Origin of the sequence: Thomasclavelia cocleata (assembly GCF_900102365.1) — a bacterium.
Taxonomy (GTDB): domain Bacteria; phylum Bacillota_I; class Bacilli_A; order Erysipelotrichales; family Coprobacillaceae; genus Thomasclavelia; species Thomasclavelia cocleata.
On record NZ_FOIN01000006.1, the window covers coordinates 84,492 to 100,167 of the forward strand.

The following is a 15,676-nucleotide window of genomic DNA, read 5'->3' on the forward strand; positions in this document are numbered from 1 at the left end:
ATTTTTCTATATATATGCACTTTCTGTTTAGATAATATATTGAAATAATATGGAGATAGAAGAAGGTTTTTAATCTTATTAGAGAAATATAGAAAAAGGCTTAAATTATTTAGATTAGAGCTGAAATATAGATGAGAAATTAGAAGATTGAATAAAAATTATACCGACGAATACATAGAAGTAACTGAAACTTTTGCTGCTTATAATATTTTAAATTATAAGTATGATACTTTTTTCAATTAGCTAATTATTTGTAATAGTTTTTATTACATGTTAGACAATTTTAAACATGAATTTTTTTGGATGATGATATATAGAGGATATAGTAGTTGAGAAATATGTAATAAGAGGCTATTAACTAATACTATAAAGCTAAGCTGCCATTAGAATTTTTATGTTTTCTCTCTAAATCATAATTTTTTTAATGACATCGTTTTGTTGATTGTATATGTACTAAAGATTATGAGGTTAATATAGAATGATTATTAAACCGATTTATAGAGGGATAATAGGACGATAAAAGAAACTATAGAGAACTGAATAATTTTGATGTTGTAAGAATTAGAATAATCGAATAGAAAAACAAAATTATATTAGTTACTCTAAAATCAAAACAAGAGATGTATAGACATAAGAAATAAAATATAGCTATAATAAAAGATGTATTACTTAGTACAAAAAAAGAACTTTATAAACAGTTCCTGATTTTTTCACTAATCAAAGGTAGTACCTAAATCATTTGATTAGTCATATAAAATATCTCAAACCAAGATAAATTTTGAATCTATTGTGTGATCAAAATATTTTAGATTACTAAAAAATAGTAGTTATATTTTTTAATATTAAAAAGGATAATTTATTAAGATTTAATTAATTATCCTTATACAACAATATTATGATAATATTTTTTATGCAAACCAATTTTTTAAAAATATTTTTTGAAAACATTATAATTACTTGAAAGAACCAATATATTTATTAATATAACATAAAATGAGTATTATTCTTTTTATATGATAATTGGTTTTATAATGCTTTTGAGATTTGTAGTTATAATAAAACCTTTATCATATATTTTTCTTTTATGATAAATTCCCATTTTTATCACAAGTAAGAGTAACAGTTTTGTTGGCAGTTGTAACTAAACTACCGTCATAATAATATTTTGCAGTAGCTTTTGCAATAGCTTTATTTTCTGATTTAGAAGCACTTTGACTTGTAATTTTCCAATTCGTAGAATAACTTTTAGCAGCTACACTAGAAGCTGTACATGTAGATGATGTACCATTATAAGTAAAAGTCCCAGTAACACTTACTTCCCATACTGTTACATTTGAACTATTAACATATTTAGCTCTTTTAGTTGCAGTTTTTGTACTGCTTGCTCTTGTCATAGTGTTTTCCGAAATTGTAATTTCGTAATATGAACCATCTTCTAAATATTTATAATATATGCTCTCACTGGTATTAGAATCTAACCCACAAATTTCAATAGGACTAAAGATTACTAACATTAATAATAAACTAGTTAAAATTTTTTTCATTTTTATTTTCCCCACATATTTTATTTTTGATAATTTTTATTCTTCAATAATTTCTAATTCTTCACGCAAATCCAACTCATTTTTTGCTATTTCATAAAGCTGATTTAGTCGATATATTTTAAAAATACTGATCAAGATAATAGCAATGATCAAAATAGATATTAACCACTTTATATATTGTTTTCTTTTTAATATTTTTAAAATTGTATCAGTATCAATTTCTTCAATATATGAAGCTGCTACTTCATTTGGTTTGCCAAATTCTTTTACAATATTATCATAATCACACTTATTTTCTAAATTTGAAGATTCCAAAATTCTTTGTTCCATCATTTTCAAAAAATCTTTTTTGTCTTTTGAATTAATTGGAATGATTTTCTTGATCTCGTTTATGTATTTTTTTATATCACTATTCATCTACTCTCTCCCCTTCGCCATACTCCAAAATATCAAAAACACCTTGGATGTTCTTTTTGAATTCTTCTCTAACAGATATTAAATAGTCTTTACCTGATGCTTCTAATTTATAATAAACCCTAATTCTTTTTCTTACTATAATATCATAGCTGCTTATGTATCCTTTTTTTAATAATGTATGAACAACAGGATATAATGTTCCTTCTTTTATATCCAAAGCACCATGTGAAATTTCTTTAATCATTTTAACAATTTCATATCCATAACAATCTTTAGAATTAAGAATACTTAAAACAAGCATATCAAAATTAAAAAAAGTATTTGCTTTTGCCATTTTCATCACCTATCTATAATAATATATATTATTATACACTTTAATCAATTACAATACTTATAATAGTATTTTTACTATAAAATGATATTTATACTATATTTTATAATTGTATAAGATTATTTTTTGATAGTGGAAATCATAGTTAATATCATCATGGTGGAGAAATTGTTTTAATTAGTATCAGTTTAATGATAATAAATAAAGATTAAGGGATATAAGATTGACTTTAAATATTACTATGGATATGATATATCAAAGGGAGGTAGAAAAGTGGAAACAAAACTTACAGAGGGGAAAATTACTAAATCTTTATTATTATTTTCACTACCAATGATTTTAGGAAATCTTTTACAACAGTTATATAATGTTGCAGATACATTTATAGTTGGAAAATATCTAGGCTCTGAGGCTTTAGCAGCAGTTGGTTCGTCATTTACACTGATGACTTTTTTAACATCAATAATTTTAGGATTATGCATGGGGAGTGGAATTTTATTTTCGATGTTATATGGTGCAAAAGAAATAGATAAGATGAAAGTATCATTTTTTGTTTCTTTTATAGGAGTAGGTATTATTTCGATCTTGTTAGAAGGAATATGTATTGTAGCAATTAATCCAATATTAGTATTTATGAATATTCCTACAGATGTTTATCAAATTACTTATGATTATTTAATTATTATATTTATTGGGATATTTTTTACATTTATTTATAATTATTTTGCGTCATTATTAAGATCTCTAGGGAATTCTAAGATTCCTTTAATTTTTTTAGCAATTGCTTCAATAATTAATATTGTTTTAGATATATTTTTTATTGTTAGTTTAAATATGGGGGTGTCAGGAGCTGCATTAGCTACATTAATTGCTCAAATTTTTAGTGCTTTAGGAATCATGATCTATGTACTTGTTTTTAAAAAGGAACTTTTACCACAAAGACAACATTATTATTTTGATAAAGAGATCTTTAAGAAGATTAAAGATTATTCACTTTTAACATGTATCCAGCAATCAGTGATGAATTTTGGTATCTTACTAATTCAAGGATTGGTTAATAGTTTTGGAATAATTACAATGTCAGCGTTTGCAGCAGCTGTAAAAATTGATTCTTTTGCTTATATGCCTGTTCAAGATTTTGGTAATGCTTTTGCAACCTTTATTGCTCAAAATAAAGGGGCTGCTTTGGAATCAAGGATTAAAGAAGGATTAAAGGCAGCTATTAAAGCAGCAACAATCTTTTGTTTAATTATTTCTTGTTTAGTTTTTATTTTTGCAGATAAATTAATGATGATATTTATTGATCCCTCTAAACATGAAATTATTAGACAAGGAGTTGAATATCTTCAAATTGAAGGGGTTTGTTATTTAGGGATTGGATGTTTATTTTTACTATATGGATATTATCGTGGTATTGGTAAACCAGGAATTTCAGTAGTTTTAACAGTAGTTTCATTAGGAACTAGAGTTTTACTAGCTTATTTATTAGCACCAGTATTTGCAACAACTGCAATCTGGTGGTCGATACCAATTGGATGGTTTCTAGCGGATTTTATTGGTATTGTTTATGGAATTAAAAAGGAAGATTGGCTATAAGCCTAATATAATCTTTCTTTTTATTTTATGTAAATTTAGATATAATTAGTTTTTTATAATATTTGCTACTCTTTTAAATAATTTCCATAATTATAATAAAATTTAAAATATGTATTTTTGGTTATTCTAATCATTTTCTTTATACATGTTGTTAATATATTATGTAACAAATAATACCTTTATGATTATAGTATATAATTGTTGATATCCTTGTTTTTATGATATACAATATTAGTGTAAAAAGATTTATTGACAAAAAACTATAACGTAGATTTAAAAGTTATTTAATGATTAATTTGATAGGTTAGGAGGGAAGAAAGGTATATCGTGGTTATTAAATACTTATAAATATAGATGTTTTAATTTAGATAATTAAGGATAATTTTAGAAAAAATAGTTTAATATGGAGGAAGAGGGGAAAATTTATGTTTAAATATATAGTAGCAGTATTTGTAACAATAATAGGTTTTTTATCAGTATTTGCTATATTAATGATTCCATTTATGAAGAGTGGTGGATTTGAATTGTTAGCTTGTGCTTTGGCATTGTCTATTCAGATATCAATAATTGCAATATATTTTGATAATAAAATAAAATGAATAGGTTGTGTTTAAAAATAATTTTTAAAACTATAAGGTTAGGGAGAAAAAAAGGTGTTAAAATATATATTTGCAATAATTGGTACTATCATATATTTTATATGTGTATTTGGAATTTTAATGTTTCCTTTTATAGAGACTCATTCTTTGGATGGCTGGATGAGTATGATTATGTGTTTTTTAACTTTATCAATTCAGGTTTCGTTAATTATGGTATATTTTAATCATAAAAAAGGATAATTATTTTGGATATAACCCATAATGGGTTATATTTTATACACATATTGTAAACTTATATTAAAAATAAGTTTACAATATGTGAGGTTTTTGTTATGCTTAAAAAGAGGTGAGAGAATGAGTGTTAAAAATGAAATTATAAGTTTATTAGAAAAAAATAGAGATACTCCTATTTCAGGACAAGTAATAGCTGATAGTTTAAATGTTACTAGAGCAGCAGTTTGGAAAGCAATCAAAGTTTTAAAAGAGGAAGGTTATAATATTGATGGGACACCAAATAAAGGGTATATACTATTAGGAAATAATGATATTTTATCGAGTCAAGGAATTGCTTGTTATTTAGATGAAGATATAGATATTTATACATATAAGTGTTTAGATTCTACAAATACCCAGATGAAAAAATTAGCAGTTGATGGTGGTAAAGATCATTCAGTAATTATAGCAGAACAGCAAAGTGCTGGAAGAGGACGTTTTGGTCGTAGTTTTTATTCACCAGCTAAAAAAGGGATTTATATGAGTGTATTATTGAAAAGCTGTAAAAATATTCATGATGCTACAATTATTACAATTCAAAGTGCAGTTGCAATAAATCGAGCAATTAAAAGATTATATAATTTGAAAACAGATATAAAGTGGGTTAATGATTTGTATTATCAAGGAAAAAAGATTTGTGGGATTTTAACTGAAGTGATTAGTGATTTTGAAAGTGAAATGATTGAGGCAATTATTATTGGAATTGGTATTAATGTTTCTACAAGTGAGTTTCCAAGTGAACTTCAAAATAGAGCAACATCATTAGGATTAAATAATGCTAATCGTAATCAGTTTATTGCAGAAATTTTAAGACAGTTATTTTCTATTATTGATGAGGATTTTGAATTGGTTTTAGCTGAATATAAGAGATTATCGTGTGTTTTAGATAAAGAAATTGAATTTAATGTAAAAGGACAAAAATATAAGGGAATTGTTAAAGATATCAATGATTTTGGTAATTTAGTTGTTGAAAGTGATGGAAAAGAAATGATTTTAAATTCAGGAGAAATTAGTATTATTGGAGAATTTTATGAAACAAAATAAATTGTTTACAACAACTAATATTATTTATTGTTCACTTTTTACAGCTTTAATAACGATTGGTGCTTTTATTCAGATTCCAGTTCCATATATGGATTATTTTACATTACAATTTTTCTTTGTTTTATTAGCGGGAATTTTATTAGGATCTAAATTAGGGGGATTAGCTGTTTTATTATATGTGGTTATTGGATTGGCTGGTTTACCAGTATTTGCTTCTGGTGGAGGATTGGCATATGTTTTAAGACCAAGTTTTGGATATTTACTTGGATTTATTGTAGGTGCATATTTAACTGGTTTAGTAAGTGAAAGAGTAACTTGGACACCTATAAAAAGATATACATTTGCGGTGTTTTGTGGTTTATTAGCAACATATTTTATTGGGTTGAGTTACAAATATTTTATTTTGAATTATTATGTTGGAACACCTATTTCATGGAAATTAGTTTTATTATCATGTTTTCCACTTGATTTACCAGGTGATATTTTTCTAAGTGTGATTGCAATAGGCGTAGGGGTACGATTTAAGAAAAGAGGCTTAGGATGTTAGAAAAGATAGTAAGGCAAATTATTGCTGGTCAGGATATTAGTCGTAAAGAGGCAGAGTTTTTAATTGATGTTGATTTACAGCAGTTGAAACAGGCAGCTAATCAAATTAGAGAATATTTTTGTGGTAATGATTTTGATTTATGTTCAATTATAAATGGTAAAAGTGGTAGATGTAGTGAGGATTGTAAGTATTGTGGACAATCAATTCATTATCAAACAAAGATTAAAGTTTATGATTTACTTGAAAAGGAGATTATTGAGGATATAGCTGTTTATAATGCTAATCAAGGTGTGGGACGTTTTTCAATTGTTACTTCAGGTCGATATTTAAGTGATGAAGAATTTTCAAAGATTATTGAAATATATCAATATCTTAATAATAGAGTTAAGATTTCTTTATGCGCTTCACTAGGTTTATTAAACTTAGAACAATTTAATGAACTAAAAGCAGTAGGGGTTAAAAGATACCACAATAATTTAGAAACCTCAAGAAACTATTTTACAAAGATTTGTACAACTCATAGTTATGATCAAAAGATCAAAACTATTAAAGCTGCTAAACAGGCAGGATTAGAAATATGTAGTGGTGGAATTATGGGAATGGGTGAATCTTGGAATGATCGTCTGGATTTGGCTTTTGAGCTTAAGAGTCTAAAAGTGAATTCTATTCCGATTAATATATTAAATCCTATTTTAGGAACACCATTACAAGACCATAAGCCTTTGGCAAAAGAAGAAATTGAACGGATCATAGCTGTCTTTAGGTTTATTCATCCTAGTGCAGTAATAAGAATGGCTGGAGGTAGAGGTTTATTGAATGATAAAGGAATGGGTGTTTATAAAAGTGGAGGTAATGGTGCAATTACAGGTGATATGTTAACAACCCAAGGAATTACAATTGCTGAAGATAAAAAGATGATTAAGATGTTAGGGTTTAAGGTAAATAAAATATGATTAAAGGACTATTTATAACAGGAACTGATACAGATATTGGTAAGACATATGTAACTTCTAGAATTATAAAGGAATTAAAGCAACATGGATATAAAGTTGGATATTATAAAGCTGCTTTAAGTGGTGTAGAAAAAGGAACTGAAAAGATGATTTTAAGTGATCAGGATTTTGTTTGTCAATTTGCTGATTTAGATGAAATAAACAGTAAAGTTTCTTTTGTATATGAAGATGCTTATGCACCACATTTAGCTGCTAAGAAATCAAATTGTTTAGTTGATTTGAATGTAATCAAAAAAGACTTAGATGATATGGTTATGCACCATGATATTGTTATAATAGAAGGAAGTGGAGGAATTATTTGTCCTTTACGAGATGATGAAAATATGATTATGCTTAGTGATGTTATGAATTTAGCAAAATTTCCACTAATAATTGTTACGTCATCTGGTTTAGGAAGTATTAATAGTGCTGTATTAACTGCTTTATATGCAAAAAGTTTAGGATTAGAAGTTCTAGGTTTTATTATGAATTATTTTGAGGAGGATAGTATACTTCATTGGGATAATCAAAGGATGATAGAAAAATTAAGTGGATATCGGGTATTAGGATATCTTGGTAAAAATAGTGATAAAATAAAAAAGATAAGTTAATAAATTAAATATGAAATTATTATCGAAATATTTAAGATTAAAATAGGGTGAAAATATGAAAACAATGATTGAATATGTAAAAAATGAACTTTTACAAAGAGAATATAATATTGCTATTGATTTTACAATGGGTAATGGGAACGATACTTTGACGTTGAGTAGATTAGCTAAAAAGGTATATAGTTTTGATATTCAAGATAAAGCACTAGAAAATACGAAGAAGTTACTTAATGATATTAATAATGTAGAATTGATATTAGATAGTCATGAAAATTTTGATAAATATGTTCAAAATTTTGATGTAGGAATTTTTAATCTTGGTTATTTACCTCAAGGAGATCATACTATCACTACTAAAGTATCAACAACTTTAGTGGCAATAAAAAAAGCAGTACAGTATTTAAATGAAAAAGGACATCTTTTTATTGTTGTTTATATCGGTCATTTTGAAGGAAAAGAAGAAAGTTTAAAAATTGATGAATATGTTAGTAGTTTGGATCATATGGTTTATAATGTAGCGTTGTTCAAGATGATGAATAAATTGAATGCACCATATGTAGTAGAGATTGAAAAAAGGTAATTAAAGTTTATCATTAATAATGCATTAAATAAGTAACAATGTTATAATATAGATAACAGAAGGAGGAAAGCACTATGGTAAAAAGAGTCAATGTTACCGTAATTGATCCCGTTGGTCTTTATGCTACTCCAGCAACTGAGTTGGTTGATCGAATGAAGGCTTTTAACAGTGATATTAAATTAGTTTATGCTTCTAAGACAGTAAACATGAAATCATTAATGGGGGTTCTTTCTTTAGGAATTCCAACTAAAGCAAATATTGAGATTATTGCTGAAGGTGAAGATGAAGATGCAGTTATCGAAAAGGTAACTGAATTAATGAAAGAATTAAACATTACTAAATAGACTGTCGAATAATTGGGACTTTGTCCCTTTTATTTTGCCTATTATTTGATAATATGATATAGTAAAGACGAATTTAAAAAAAGGGGACATATAAAATGGAAAACTTCTTAAAATTAATCTTTGCTTTTGGTGTAGGATTTATCCTAGTTTTAATAGCTATGCCTAAAGTAATCCCGTTTCTACATAAGATGAAATTCGGTCAGGTTGAACGTGAAGAAGGTCCTGAATCACATAAGGCTAAAAATGGTACACCAACTATGGGTGGAATCGTGTTTGTTTTGGCTGCGATTTTAGGAACATTTATTAGTACATTAATTTTTGATATTGATAATATCTTTAATCCAGAATTAATTTTAACAACAATTGTATTGGTAGGTTATAGTTTAATTGGACTGATTGATGATGCTTTAATTATTGTAAAGCATAGTAATAAAGGATTACCACCATTGGCAAAACTATTAGCACAAATTGCTTTAGCTGTTATTTGTTATTTTTATGCAATGAATTTTATTCCTGAATTTACTTCAGTTATAACAATTCCTTTGGTTGATATTAATATAGATCTTGGATATTTATATCCAGCTTTGATTTTAATCATGTTTGCAGGTGAAAGTAATGGTGTTAATTTATCTGATGGTTTAGATGGATTAGCTACAGGGCTTTCAATGGTAGCAATTGCACCATTTATTATTTTTGCAATTATGACAAAAAATTATACGCTTGCAAGTTATGCTACTGCAATGGTAGGGGCACTTCTAGGATTTATGTTATTTAACTATCATCCAGCTAGAATTTTTATGGGTGATGTTGGTTCACTTGGTTTAGGTGGTTTTTTAGCAGTACTAGCAATCTTAACTAAACAAGAATTATTATTGCTTTTAGTTGGAGGAGTCTTTTTAATGGAAACTCTGTCAGTAATTATTCAAGTAGGGTCATTTAAGTTACGTGGTAAACGTGTTTTTAAAATGGCGCCAATTCATCACCATTTTGAAATGTTAGGATGGTCTGAACAGCAAGTAACTATTTCATTTTGGTTTATTGGTTTTATTTGTGGAATTTTATCAATAGTAATTGGGGTATTATAGGATGTTGATAGGAAAAAAAGTTTTAGTAATTGGTCTTGCTAAAAGCGGTAGGGCTGCAATTAATTTATTATATAAGCTTAATGCAACAATAACAGTAAATGAATATAAAGATGCTAAAGATATTCCAGATTATCAAGAGTTTATTGATAAAGGAATTGAAATGATAACGGGGTCACACCCAGAAGAATTATTTGAACGTGATTTTGATTTTGTTATCAAAAATCCTGGGATTAATTATCATAAGCCATTTATTTTAAGATTAAAGGAAAGAAATATTCCTATATATACAGAAATTGAATTAGCATATCAGGTTGCTAAAAAACAAAATTATATTGGAGTAACAGGTACTAATGGTAAAACTACTACTGTTACTTTGATTGATAAGATTTTAAAAGGACAATATTCTAATGTACATTTAGCAGGAAATGTTGGAACTCCGTTATGTGAAATAGTTTTAAAATATAATTTGTTAGAAGAAGAAAATCATTATATTGTACTAGAAATGAGTAATTTTCAATTACTAGATATTGATACTTTTAAACCATTTGTTTCAACAATTATTAATTTAACACCTGATCATTTAGATTATATGGCTTCACTTGATGAATATTATGCATCAAAAACTAATATTTATAAAAATACTAATGTAAATGATTATTTTATTGTCAATAAAGATGATGCTGTATTAGCAGAATATTTAAAGAAATATCCTATTCCATGTAAACAAATTACAATGTCATTAACTGAACAAGCTGATTGTATTATTAAGAATCAAGCTATTTATTATCGAGATGAATTTATTATTGATCTTAATGATATTAAAGTTGTCGGAAATCATAACTTACAAAATATTATGATTGCAATTTGTATTGCTAAACAATGTGGTATTAAAAATGATATTCTTAATCAAGAGATAGCTTCCTTTATTGGTGTAGAACATCGAATTGAATTTGTAAAAGAAATTAATGGAATTAAAATATATAATGACTCTAAAGCAACAAATACAGATGCTAGTATCATTGCTTTAAAAGCTTTTGATCAGCCAGTTATTTTATTAATGGGTGGTTTTGATAAAGGGTTAGATCTTCAAGAAATGGCAACTTATAAAGATAAAATCAAACGTCTAGTAACTTTTGGAGCTGCTGGTAAACGTTTTAAAGAAGATATGAAAGTTGAAAATAGCATTTGTGTTAACAATCTTAAAGAAGCAACACTAGAAGCAATTAAAAATGCTCAATCTGGTGATATAGTTTTATTATCACCATCAACTAGTAGTTTTGATGAATTTACAGGTTATGAAGAACGTGGATTAGTGTTTAAGGATATTGTTAAAGGTATATAGAATTTTCTATTTAAGGATTTAAAAGAAACTGGTTATTGTAATCAGTTTTTTATTTTCTCAGTCAAAAATTGTTTTGAAATGCTTGAAACTATTGGGAGAGTAAGGGATTCAGGGAATTTGAATAAAAAATATAAAAAAATAAAATTGCCTGGTAAAAAAATAGAAAAGTGTTGATATATATAGGCTTTGGGGTATAATAGAATATGAAAAGTGGCTTATTTACTAGGGGTTTAATAACAACATAGGATGTATTGAAACTTATGTCGTTACAAAAACGCAAACACAACATAAAGTTTAATAACAACATAGGATGTATCAAAATTAAGGCTTTCAGTAAATATACTGGAGTTTTTTATTATTTTTTAGTTACTAAGGAGAAATGTACTACTGTTTTTTTAATAATAGTTTTATGCCAATAAAAAGGATTTAAATTTAATGTTGTGATGTTAATAATGATATTTTTATTTCATCAATATATAATATTAGACAAATTAATTATATAATTTTATAATAAGTCTGGAGGGATAAAATAAATGAACAAAATAATAAAAGATATTTTAAAGAATAAATTTAAAGCAGGTATTCTAATAATTATATTATTAGGAATTACTGGTTGTGGGTTAAGTGATAAACCAGAGTTTGAATTAAAAACTGATAGTGTTGATTTGGAATATGGTGAAGAGTTAGATGATTTTAAAACATATATAAAAACATCTGATATAGATGAAGATATTTTAGAGTATAGCTGTGATACAATTAGTGAAAGTAGTGTGTTTCCTGAAGTAGGTAAGCATGTTATTACATATGATTATAAAGGAATAACTAGGAAACTGGAAATAAATGTTAAAGATACCATGCCACCAAATATAACTAAATTAAGTGATGTTAATATTATAGAAAATAGTCAGTTTAAATATGAAGATTATATTAAGATTGATGAATTATCTAAATATGATATTGATGTGGATGATAATGAAGTCAAATATTCAGTACCAGGAACATATAATGCAAATATAAAAATAACAGATGAATATGGGAATTCATCAAATATAACTATTCCAGTAGTAATTAATGAATTACAGTTACAAGCTGTAGTTGATTCATTAAATTTGGAGATTAATCAAAGTAATCAAATAAATATTAAAACAAATAGTAATACTCCAATACAATACACATCAAGTGATAATTCTATAGTTTCAGTAGATAGTAGTGGTAATATAAAAGCATTAAAAGCAGGTAATGCTACTATAACAGCATGTGTAAACGAAAAAGCTGTTACTTGTAATGTAACAGTTAAGGACAAATACACACCAAGGTCTTCTCACCATAACCATCCTCATCATAATGATTCTAACTATGATATTACTTATACTGTATATATTACAAAAACAGGTGATTGTTATCATAGTAGTAATTGTGGATGTTTATCTAGAAATAAAATTGCAATTTCTAAATCTTCTGCTCTATCTCAAGGGTATCGAGCTTGTAGCAGATGTAATCCATAAGTATTTAGTACATTCTAAAAAGAGACTATATTTTTTATTACAGTCTCTTTTTATTTAGATAAACTTTAAGATTTTATAAAGTTTAAAATATTGTTAATATTTAGAGTGTTATGTTAATTAAGTTATCCTATTTTTGTATAGGTTGTTCTAAAACAACCTTCAGAGTGTCTTGGTTCACAACCAGGGATGTATCCCCGTTCAACTTTCCATTCTCCACTATATTTTTTACCATTATACATATACCAGCCATCGACTAATTTTAATCCTATATAATGGGCGACATCAGTACAGCCATATCCACTTAAAACTGCTAAAACTACACATGCTCCTTGTACAAATTTAATAATTCCTGCACCTGTTACTGATAAAGGTACTACACCATTTTTATTCATTTCTGTAGTCATTAAATTAATATTTCTTGATTCAACTTCTTTATATAGCTGTTCTAATAATTCAGGACTAGCATTTTTTAAGATAACAGTAAATTGTATTAATTCACCATTTTCGTTATATACAGGATTAATTATTTCTGTATTTAGAAATTCTTTTGCATATATTTTTGTGCTAAAGCCAAACATTCCAATTATTATAGCGATTGCAACAGAAAAAATTACAAAGTTTTTACCAAATTTTGTTTTGATTGTCATGTTTACACCTCTCTTTTTTGTGGTAATAGTGGGAGTAACAGATGATTAAGTATATTTATACACTCTAAACATTAACTATATTAATCTAGCAAATGTAATCAATACATATATTAATCCTACAATATATGCTAGTGCTATTAATGAATGAAATATTAGTTTTTTCTTTGAATCATTATCTTTTAAATACCATAGTAGTATTAATTTTTCAATAATATAGAATACAATAAAACAGTAAAATATATATTTATTACTTTTATTATTGTAAACTAATACTATATAGATAAATGATATTGGATCAAAATATTTATTAAACTTTAATATTTTATCTTTGTTCATAACTAATCCTCCTTCAAGAATTTTTTTAATTCTTTGGATAATTCACTCAACTTTTTATCATAATCTGATGGGAATCTATCAACCTCGGTTCCATTTTTTAGTTTTAAAATTGTTGGAACTAAGGCAATATAATAATCATTACATATCTTTTGCAGCTCTTTGCTTGTATATATTTCTTTATACATCATATTAAAAATATCAAAATAATATATATTATAATTATTTCCATTTATTTCATCTTTAACTAATGGAGTTATTTCTGAACATAAAGGACAGTCTTTTGATGAGAAAAATATATATCCATCTACAATTTTTTCTAAATCTCCTTTTTTATTTATTTCTATTAATTCAGTATTCTTATTTAAACTAATATGTTTGTCAGGAGTTTTTGATTTACAACCAGTAATTATTAATATTAATGATATTGAAATAAGTATTTTTTTCATATATTTCATTCACTTCTATATTATTATTTCATAAACATAAAAAAATACTAGTCTTATAAATTAAGTTGTAATATGTTATAATAAAATAAGAGAGTCCTAATTTGATTGGTTTAAAGTTTTTTTGTTACATATACTACCTTAACTTTTTCGCATTTGTATGACTCGTGTTGTTCAGTTATTAAAATCAAAGCTGGAGACTTCAACCTTGATCGCTTATGAACTATCGTTGTTGTCTTCAGCTTTTTACTATATTCCTGACAAATTCGATTCATTTCTTTTTCTTCGATCCCAAACTGCTCCAAAATCTCTTTTTGCTTTTTCGTCAATCCATATCGTTTGATATATTCATTCCCCGCACTCTTTGTCATGATAATGTGTCCATAAGTACGTATGAAGCATAGATACCATGATCAATCGCTCTTTTGACCGTTTCTACAGCTGTATCTGTTTTCTTCTGCTTGGCTTCTGCTCTTCTTTTATAGCTGATCGACCTCTTATCTATTGTATCTTTGATATCGTTGATAAGATGGCTGACAGTAGCGACCAGAGAAAAATCAACAGGTATAAAAGTAGTTCCATCACTCCATCCAAGTGTTAAAAGATGATAGCCGTTAAAATATTTATGAGTGACATGATCAAATATTTTAGAAAGCATATCTGTTTTCTTTGATCTGGCACGGTCATAAGGTGAATCATCAACAATAAAGACATTGGTTCTTCTAAAGTCTGTTAAAGGTTCAACAAGATCAACAGCATTTGAAGAAACTTCAAGGAGAAACTTTCTCCAATTGAACATGTTGGGATTAAGGAAACGATAGATACAGTCCTTTTCAGGCAGTTCCTCCTTATATTTGGAACCTACAAGCTGATTCCACGACATATGATGAAAAACAAGAGAAAAGATAACAGTGAAAACTTTTTTAGCTTCATAACCGTTACTTTTATAGATATTGGCATGTCTAAGGGCTTTGAAAATACCAATCTCAGAAAAAGATGAAGAAAATGAATTTGTCAAGTTGCATAATTTTGATATAGATGATAACATATGGCAGACGTTGTCTGCATCCTAATTTGTAAAATAAAAGTCAAAACATCACTCCTTTTTTATTGTATAATTTATATATACTGATCATATCGGAGACTACTGGGTCGTTTGACCGTTCTCCCCTGTTTTTAGTTAGGAGGTTGTTTTGACATGAATATCATAGAACATTATAGCGATAAAATCAATGGCGCTTTATCTTCTTTTGACCGCATTATTATCAACGGATATATTTTATCCCTTCAAAATCCTCGTCAGTTTTTATTCTATCTTATTTCTAATTCTGTAAAGCTTCTTGATTTCCATTCTTTTGCAAAGCAGCAGACTGATTCTTTATGTTTACATATTGACTCTTATGCCAATGACTGTGGTGTTGATATTACTTATTTATCTTC

21 protein-coding genes are annotated in these 15,676 nt (G+C 26.7%); 13 read left to right on the forward strand and 8 right to left on the reverse strand.

Features of this window, described 5'->3' with window-relative positions; genetic code table 11:
• Positions 1-1,082: 1,082 nt before the first annotated feature.
• Genes BMW96_RS04445 through BMW96_RS04455 form a run of 3 tightly spaced genes read right to left on the reverse strand, consistent with a single transcriptional unit; the run spans position 1,083 to position 2,295 of the window.
• Positions 1,083-1,544: a hypothetical protein gene (locus BMW96_RS04445; RefSeq protein ID WP_092352914.1), complete on the reverse strand. Its 462-nt coding sequence runs from the start codon at positions 1,542-1,544 to the stop codon at positions 1,083-1,085.
• Between the two features lie 36 nt (positions 1,545-1,580).
• Complete coding sequence (locus BMW96_RS04450) at positions 1,581-1,961, reverse strand: DUF6120 family protein (RefSeq protein ID WP_092352916.1); 381 nt, start codon at positions 1,959-1,961, stop codon at positions 1,581-1,583.
• Positions 1,954-2,295 (reverse strand): PadR family transcriptional regulator, encoded by a 342-nt coding sequence (locus tag BMW96_RS04455; protein ID WP_092352918.1) that lies wholly within the window; start codon positions 2,293-2,295, stop codon positions 1,954-1,956. Before BMW96_RS04455 ends, BMW96_RS04450 begins: the two co-directional genes overlap by 8 nt.
• Before the next feature lie 270 nt (positions 2,296-2,565).
• On the opposite strand from BMW96_RS04455, the gene BMW96_RS04460 reads away from it, so the two are divergent.
• The 12 genes from BMW96_RS04460 (at position 2,566) to BMW96_RS04510 (ending at position 12,810) form a co-directional block, all read left to right on the forward strand.
• Positions 2,566-3,888: an MATE family efflux transporter gene (locus BMW96_RS04460; RefSeq protein ID WP_092352920.1), complete on the forward strand. Its 1,323-nt coding sequence runs from the start codon at positions 2,566-2,568 to the stop codon at positions 3,886-3,888.
• Positions 3,889-4,313: 425 nt separating this feature from the next.
• Entirely contained in the window at positions 4,314-4,487 is a 174-nt protein-coding gene (locus BMW96_RS14055) for a hypothetical protein (RefSeq protein WP_157796091.1), read from the forward strand.
• Positions 4,488-4,541: 54 nt separating this feature from the next.
• Positions 4,542-4,727 (forward strand): hypothetical protein, encoded by a 186-nt coding sequence (locus tag BMW96_RS04465; protein WP_092352922.1) that lies wholly within the window; start codon positions 4,542-4,544, stop codon positions 4,725-4,727.
• Between the two features lie 114 nt (positions 4,728-4,841).
• Positions 4,842-5,804: a biotin--[acetyl-CoA-carboxylase] ligase gene (locus tag BMW96_RS04470; RefSeq protein WP_092352924.1), complete on the forward strand. Its 963-nt coding sequence runs from the start codon at positions 4,842-4,844 to the stop codon at positions 5,802-5,804.
• On the forward strand, positions 5,791-6,351 hold the full coding sequence (locus tag BMW96_RS04475; protein WP_092352926.1) for a biotin transporter BioY: 561 nt from the start codon (positions 5,791-5,793) through the stop codon (positions 6,349-6,351). Before BMW96_RS04470 ends, BMW96_RS04475 begins: the two co-directional genes overlap by 14 nt.
• On the forward strand, positions 6,345-7,304 hold the full coding sequence (gene bioB / locus BMW96_RS04480) for a biotin synthase BioB (protein ID WP_092352928.1): 960 nt from the start codon (positions 6,345-6,347) through the stop codon (positions 7,302-7,304). Before BMW96_RS04475 ends, bioB begins: the two co-directional genes overlap by 7 nt.
• Entirely contained in the window at positions 7,301-7,954 is a 654-nt protein-coding gene (gene bioD / locus BMW96_RS04485; protein ID WP_092352930.1) for a dethiobiotin synthase, read from the forward strand. Before bioB ends, bioD begins: the two co-directional genes overlap by 4 nt.
• 55 nt (positions 7,955-8,009) lie before the next feature.
• On the forward strand, positions 8,010-8,534 hold the full coding sequence (gene mnmM, locus BMW96_RS04490) for a tRNA 5-(aminomethyl)-2-thiouridylate-methyltransferase MnmM (protein ID WP_092352931.1): 525 nt from the start codon (positions 8,010-8,012) through the stop codon (positions 8,532-8,534).
• A 74-nt stretch (positions 8,535-8,608) separates the two neighbouring features.
• The gene (locus tag BMW96_RS04495) at positions 8,609-8,878 is read left to right on the forward strand and encodes an HPr family phosphocarrier protein (protein ID WP_092352932.1); all 270 of its coding nucleotides are present in this window, start codon (positions 8,609-8,611) and stop codon (positions 8,876-8,878) included.
• Positions 8,879-8,973: 95 nt separating this feature from the next.
• Positions 8,974-9,963: a phospho-N-acetylmuramoyl-pentapeptide-transferase gene (mraY, locus tag BMW96_RS04500; protein ID WP_092352934.1), complete on the forward strand. Its 990-nt coding sequence runs from the start codon at positions 8,974-8,976 to the stop codon at positions 9,961-9,963.
• A 1-nt stretch (position 9,964) separates the two neighbouring features.
• A complete protein-coding gene (gene murD / locus BMW96_RS04505; RefSeq protein ID WP_092352936.1) occupies positions 9,965-11,305 on the forward strand; it encodes a UDP-N-acetylmuramoyl-L-alanine--D-glutamate ligase in 1,341 nt (446 codons plus the stop codon).
• A 533-nt stretch (positions 11,306-11,838) separates the two neighbouring features.
• Positions 11,839-12,810 carry an Ig-like domain-containing protein gene (locus BMW96_RS04510; protein ID WP_092352938.1) on the forward strand — a complete coding sequence of 324 codons (972 nt, stop codon included), beginning with the start codon at positions 11,839-11,841 and terminating at the stop codon, positions 12,808-12,810.
• A gap of 122 nt (positions 12,811-12,932) precedes the next feature.
• On the opposite strand, the gene BMW96_RS04515 is transcribed toward BMW96_RS04510, so the two are convergent.
• The 5 genes from BMW96_RS04515 to BMW96_RS04535 form a co-directional block, all read right to left on the reverse strand.
• A complete protein-coding gene (locus tag BMW96_RS04515) occupies positions 12,933-13,457 on the reverse strand; it encodes a hypothetical protein (RefSeq protein WP_092352940.1) in 525 nt (174 codons plus the stop codon).
• A 75-nt stretch (positions 13,458-13,532) separates the two neighbouring features.
• Complete coding sequence (locus BMW96_RS04520; protein WP_092352942.1) at positions 13,533-13,793, reverse strand: hypothetical protein; 261 nt, start codon at positions 13,791-13,793, stop codon at positions 13,533-13,535.
• Between the two features lie 2 nt (positions 13,794-13,795).
• The gene (locus BMW96_RS04525; protein ID WP_092352944.1) at positions 13,796-14,239 is read right to left on the reverse strand and encodes a thioredoxin family protein; all 444 of its coding nucleotides are present in this window, start codon (positions 14,237-14,239) and stop codon (positions 13,796-13,798) included.
• Positions 14,240-14,349: 110 nt separating this feature from the next.
• Positions 14,350-14,607 (reverse strand): hypothetical protein, encoded by a 258-nt coding sequence (locus BMW96_RS04530; protein ID WP_092352946.1) that lies wholly within the window; start codon positions 14,605-14,607, stop codon positions 14,350-14,352.
• A complete protein-coding gene (locus tag BMW96_RS04535) occupies positions 14,604-15,284 on the reverse strand; it encodes a transposase (protein ID WP_092352948.1) in 681 nt (226 codons plus the stop codon). Before BMW96_RS04535 ends, BMW96_RS04530 begins: the two co-directional genes overlap by 4 nt.
• A 150-nt stretch (positions 15,285-15,434) precedes the next feature.
• On the opposite strand from BMW96_RS04535, the gene BMW96_RS13860 reads away from it, so the two are divergent.
• Positions 15,435-15,676 (forward strand): hypothetical protein (locus BMW96_RS13860; protein WP_218139413.1); only part of this gene is annotated, 242 nt, incomplete at its 3' end.

Coding starts and splice junctions, on each gene's coding strand:
- BMW96_RS04445 (WP_092352914.1), bottom strand. CDS start 1,544: ATGAAAAAAATTTTAACTAGTTTATTATTAATGTTAGTAATCTTTAGT.
- BMW96_RS04450 (WP_092352916.1), bottom strand. CDS start 1,961: ATGAATAGTGATATAAAAAAATACATAAACGAGATCAAGAAAATCATT.
- BMW96_RS04455 (WP_092352918.1), bottom strand. CDS start 2,295: ATGGCAAAAGCAAATACTTTTTTTAATTTTGATATGCTTGTTTTAAGT.
- BMW96_RS14055 (WP_157796091.1), top strand. CDS start 4,314: ATGTTTAAATATATAGTAGCAGTATTTGTAACAATAATAGGTTTTTTA.
- BMW96_RS04470 (WP_092352924.1), top strand. CDS start 4,842: ATGAGTGTTAAAAATGAAATTATAAGTTTATTAGAAAAAAATAGAGAT.
- BMW96_RS04475 (WP_092352926.1), top strand. CDS start 5,791: ATGAAACAAAATAAATTGTTTACAACAACTAATATTATTTATTGTTCA.
- bioB (WP_092352928.1), top strand. CDS start 6,345: ATGTTAGAAAAGATAGTAAGGCAAATTATTGCTGGTCAGGATATTAGT.
- bioD (WP_092352930.1), top strand. CDS start 7,301: ATGATTAAAGGACTATTTATAACAGGAACTGATACAGATATTGGTAAG.
- mnmM (WP_092352931.1), top strand. CDS start 8,010: ATGAAAACAATGATTGAATATGTAAAAAATGAACTTTTACAAAGAGAA.
- BMW96_RS04495 (WP_092352932.1), top strand. CDS start 8,609: ATGGTAAAAAGAGTCAATGTTACCGTAATTGATCCCGTTGGTCTTTAT.
- mraY (WP_092352934.1), top strand. CDS start 8,974: ATGGAAAACTTCTTAAAATTAATCTTTGCTTTTGGTGTAGGATTTATC.
- murD (WP_092352936.1), top strand. CDS start 9,965: ATGTTGATAGGAAAAAAAGTTTTAGTAATTGGTCTTGCTAAAAGCGGT.
- BMW96_RS04510 (WP_092352938.1), top strand. CDS start 11,839: ATGAACAAAATAATAAAAGATATTTTAAAGAATAAATTTAAAGCAGGT.
- BMW96_RS04515 (WP_092352940.1), bottom strand. CDS start 13,457: ATGACAATCAAAACAAAATTTGGTAAAAACTTTGTAATTTTTTCTGTT.
- BMW96_RS04520 (WP_092352942.1), bottom strand. CDS start 13,793: ATGAACAAAGATAAAATATTAAAGTTTAATAAATATTTTGATCCAATA.
- BMW96_RS04525 (WP_092352944.1), bottom strand. CDS start 14,239: ATGAAAAAAATACTTATTTCAATATCATTAATATTAATAATTACTGGT.
- BMW96_RS04530 (WP_092352946.1), bottom strand. CDS start 14,607: ATGACAAAGAGTGCGGGGAATGAATATATCAAACGATATGGATTGACG.
- BMW96_RS04535 (WP_092352948.1), bottom strand. CDS start 15,284: ATGTTATCATCTATATCAAAATTATGCAACTTGACAAATTCATTTTCT.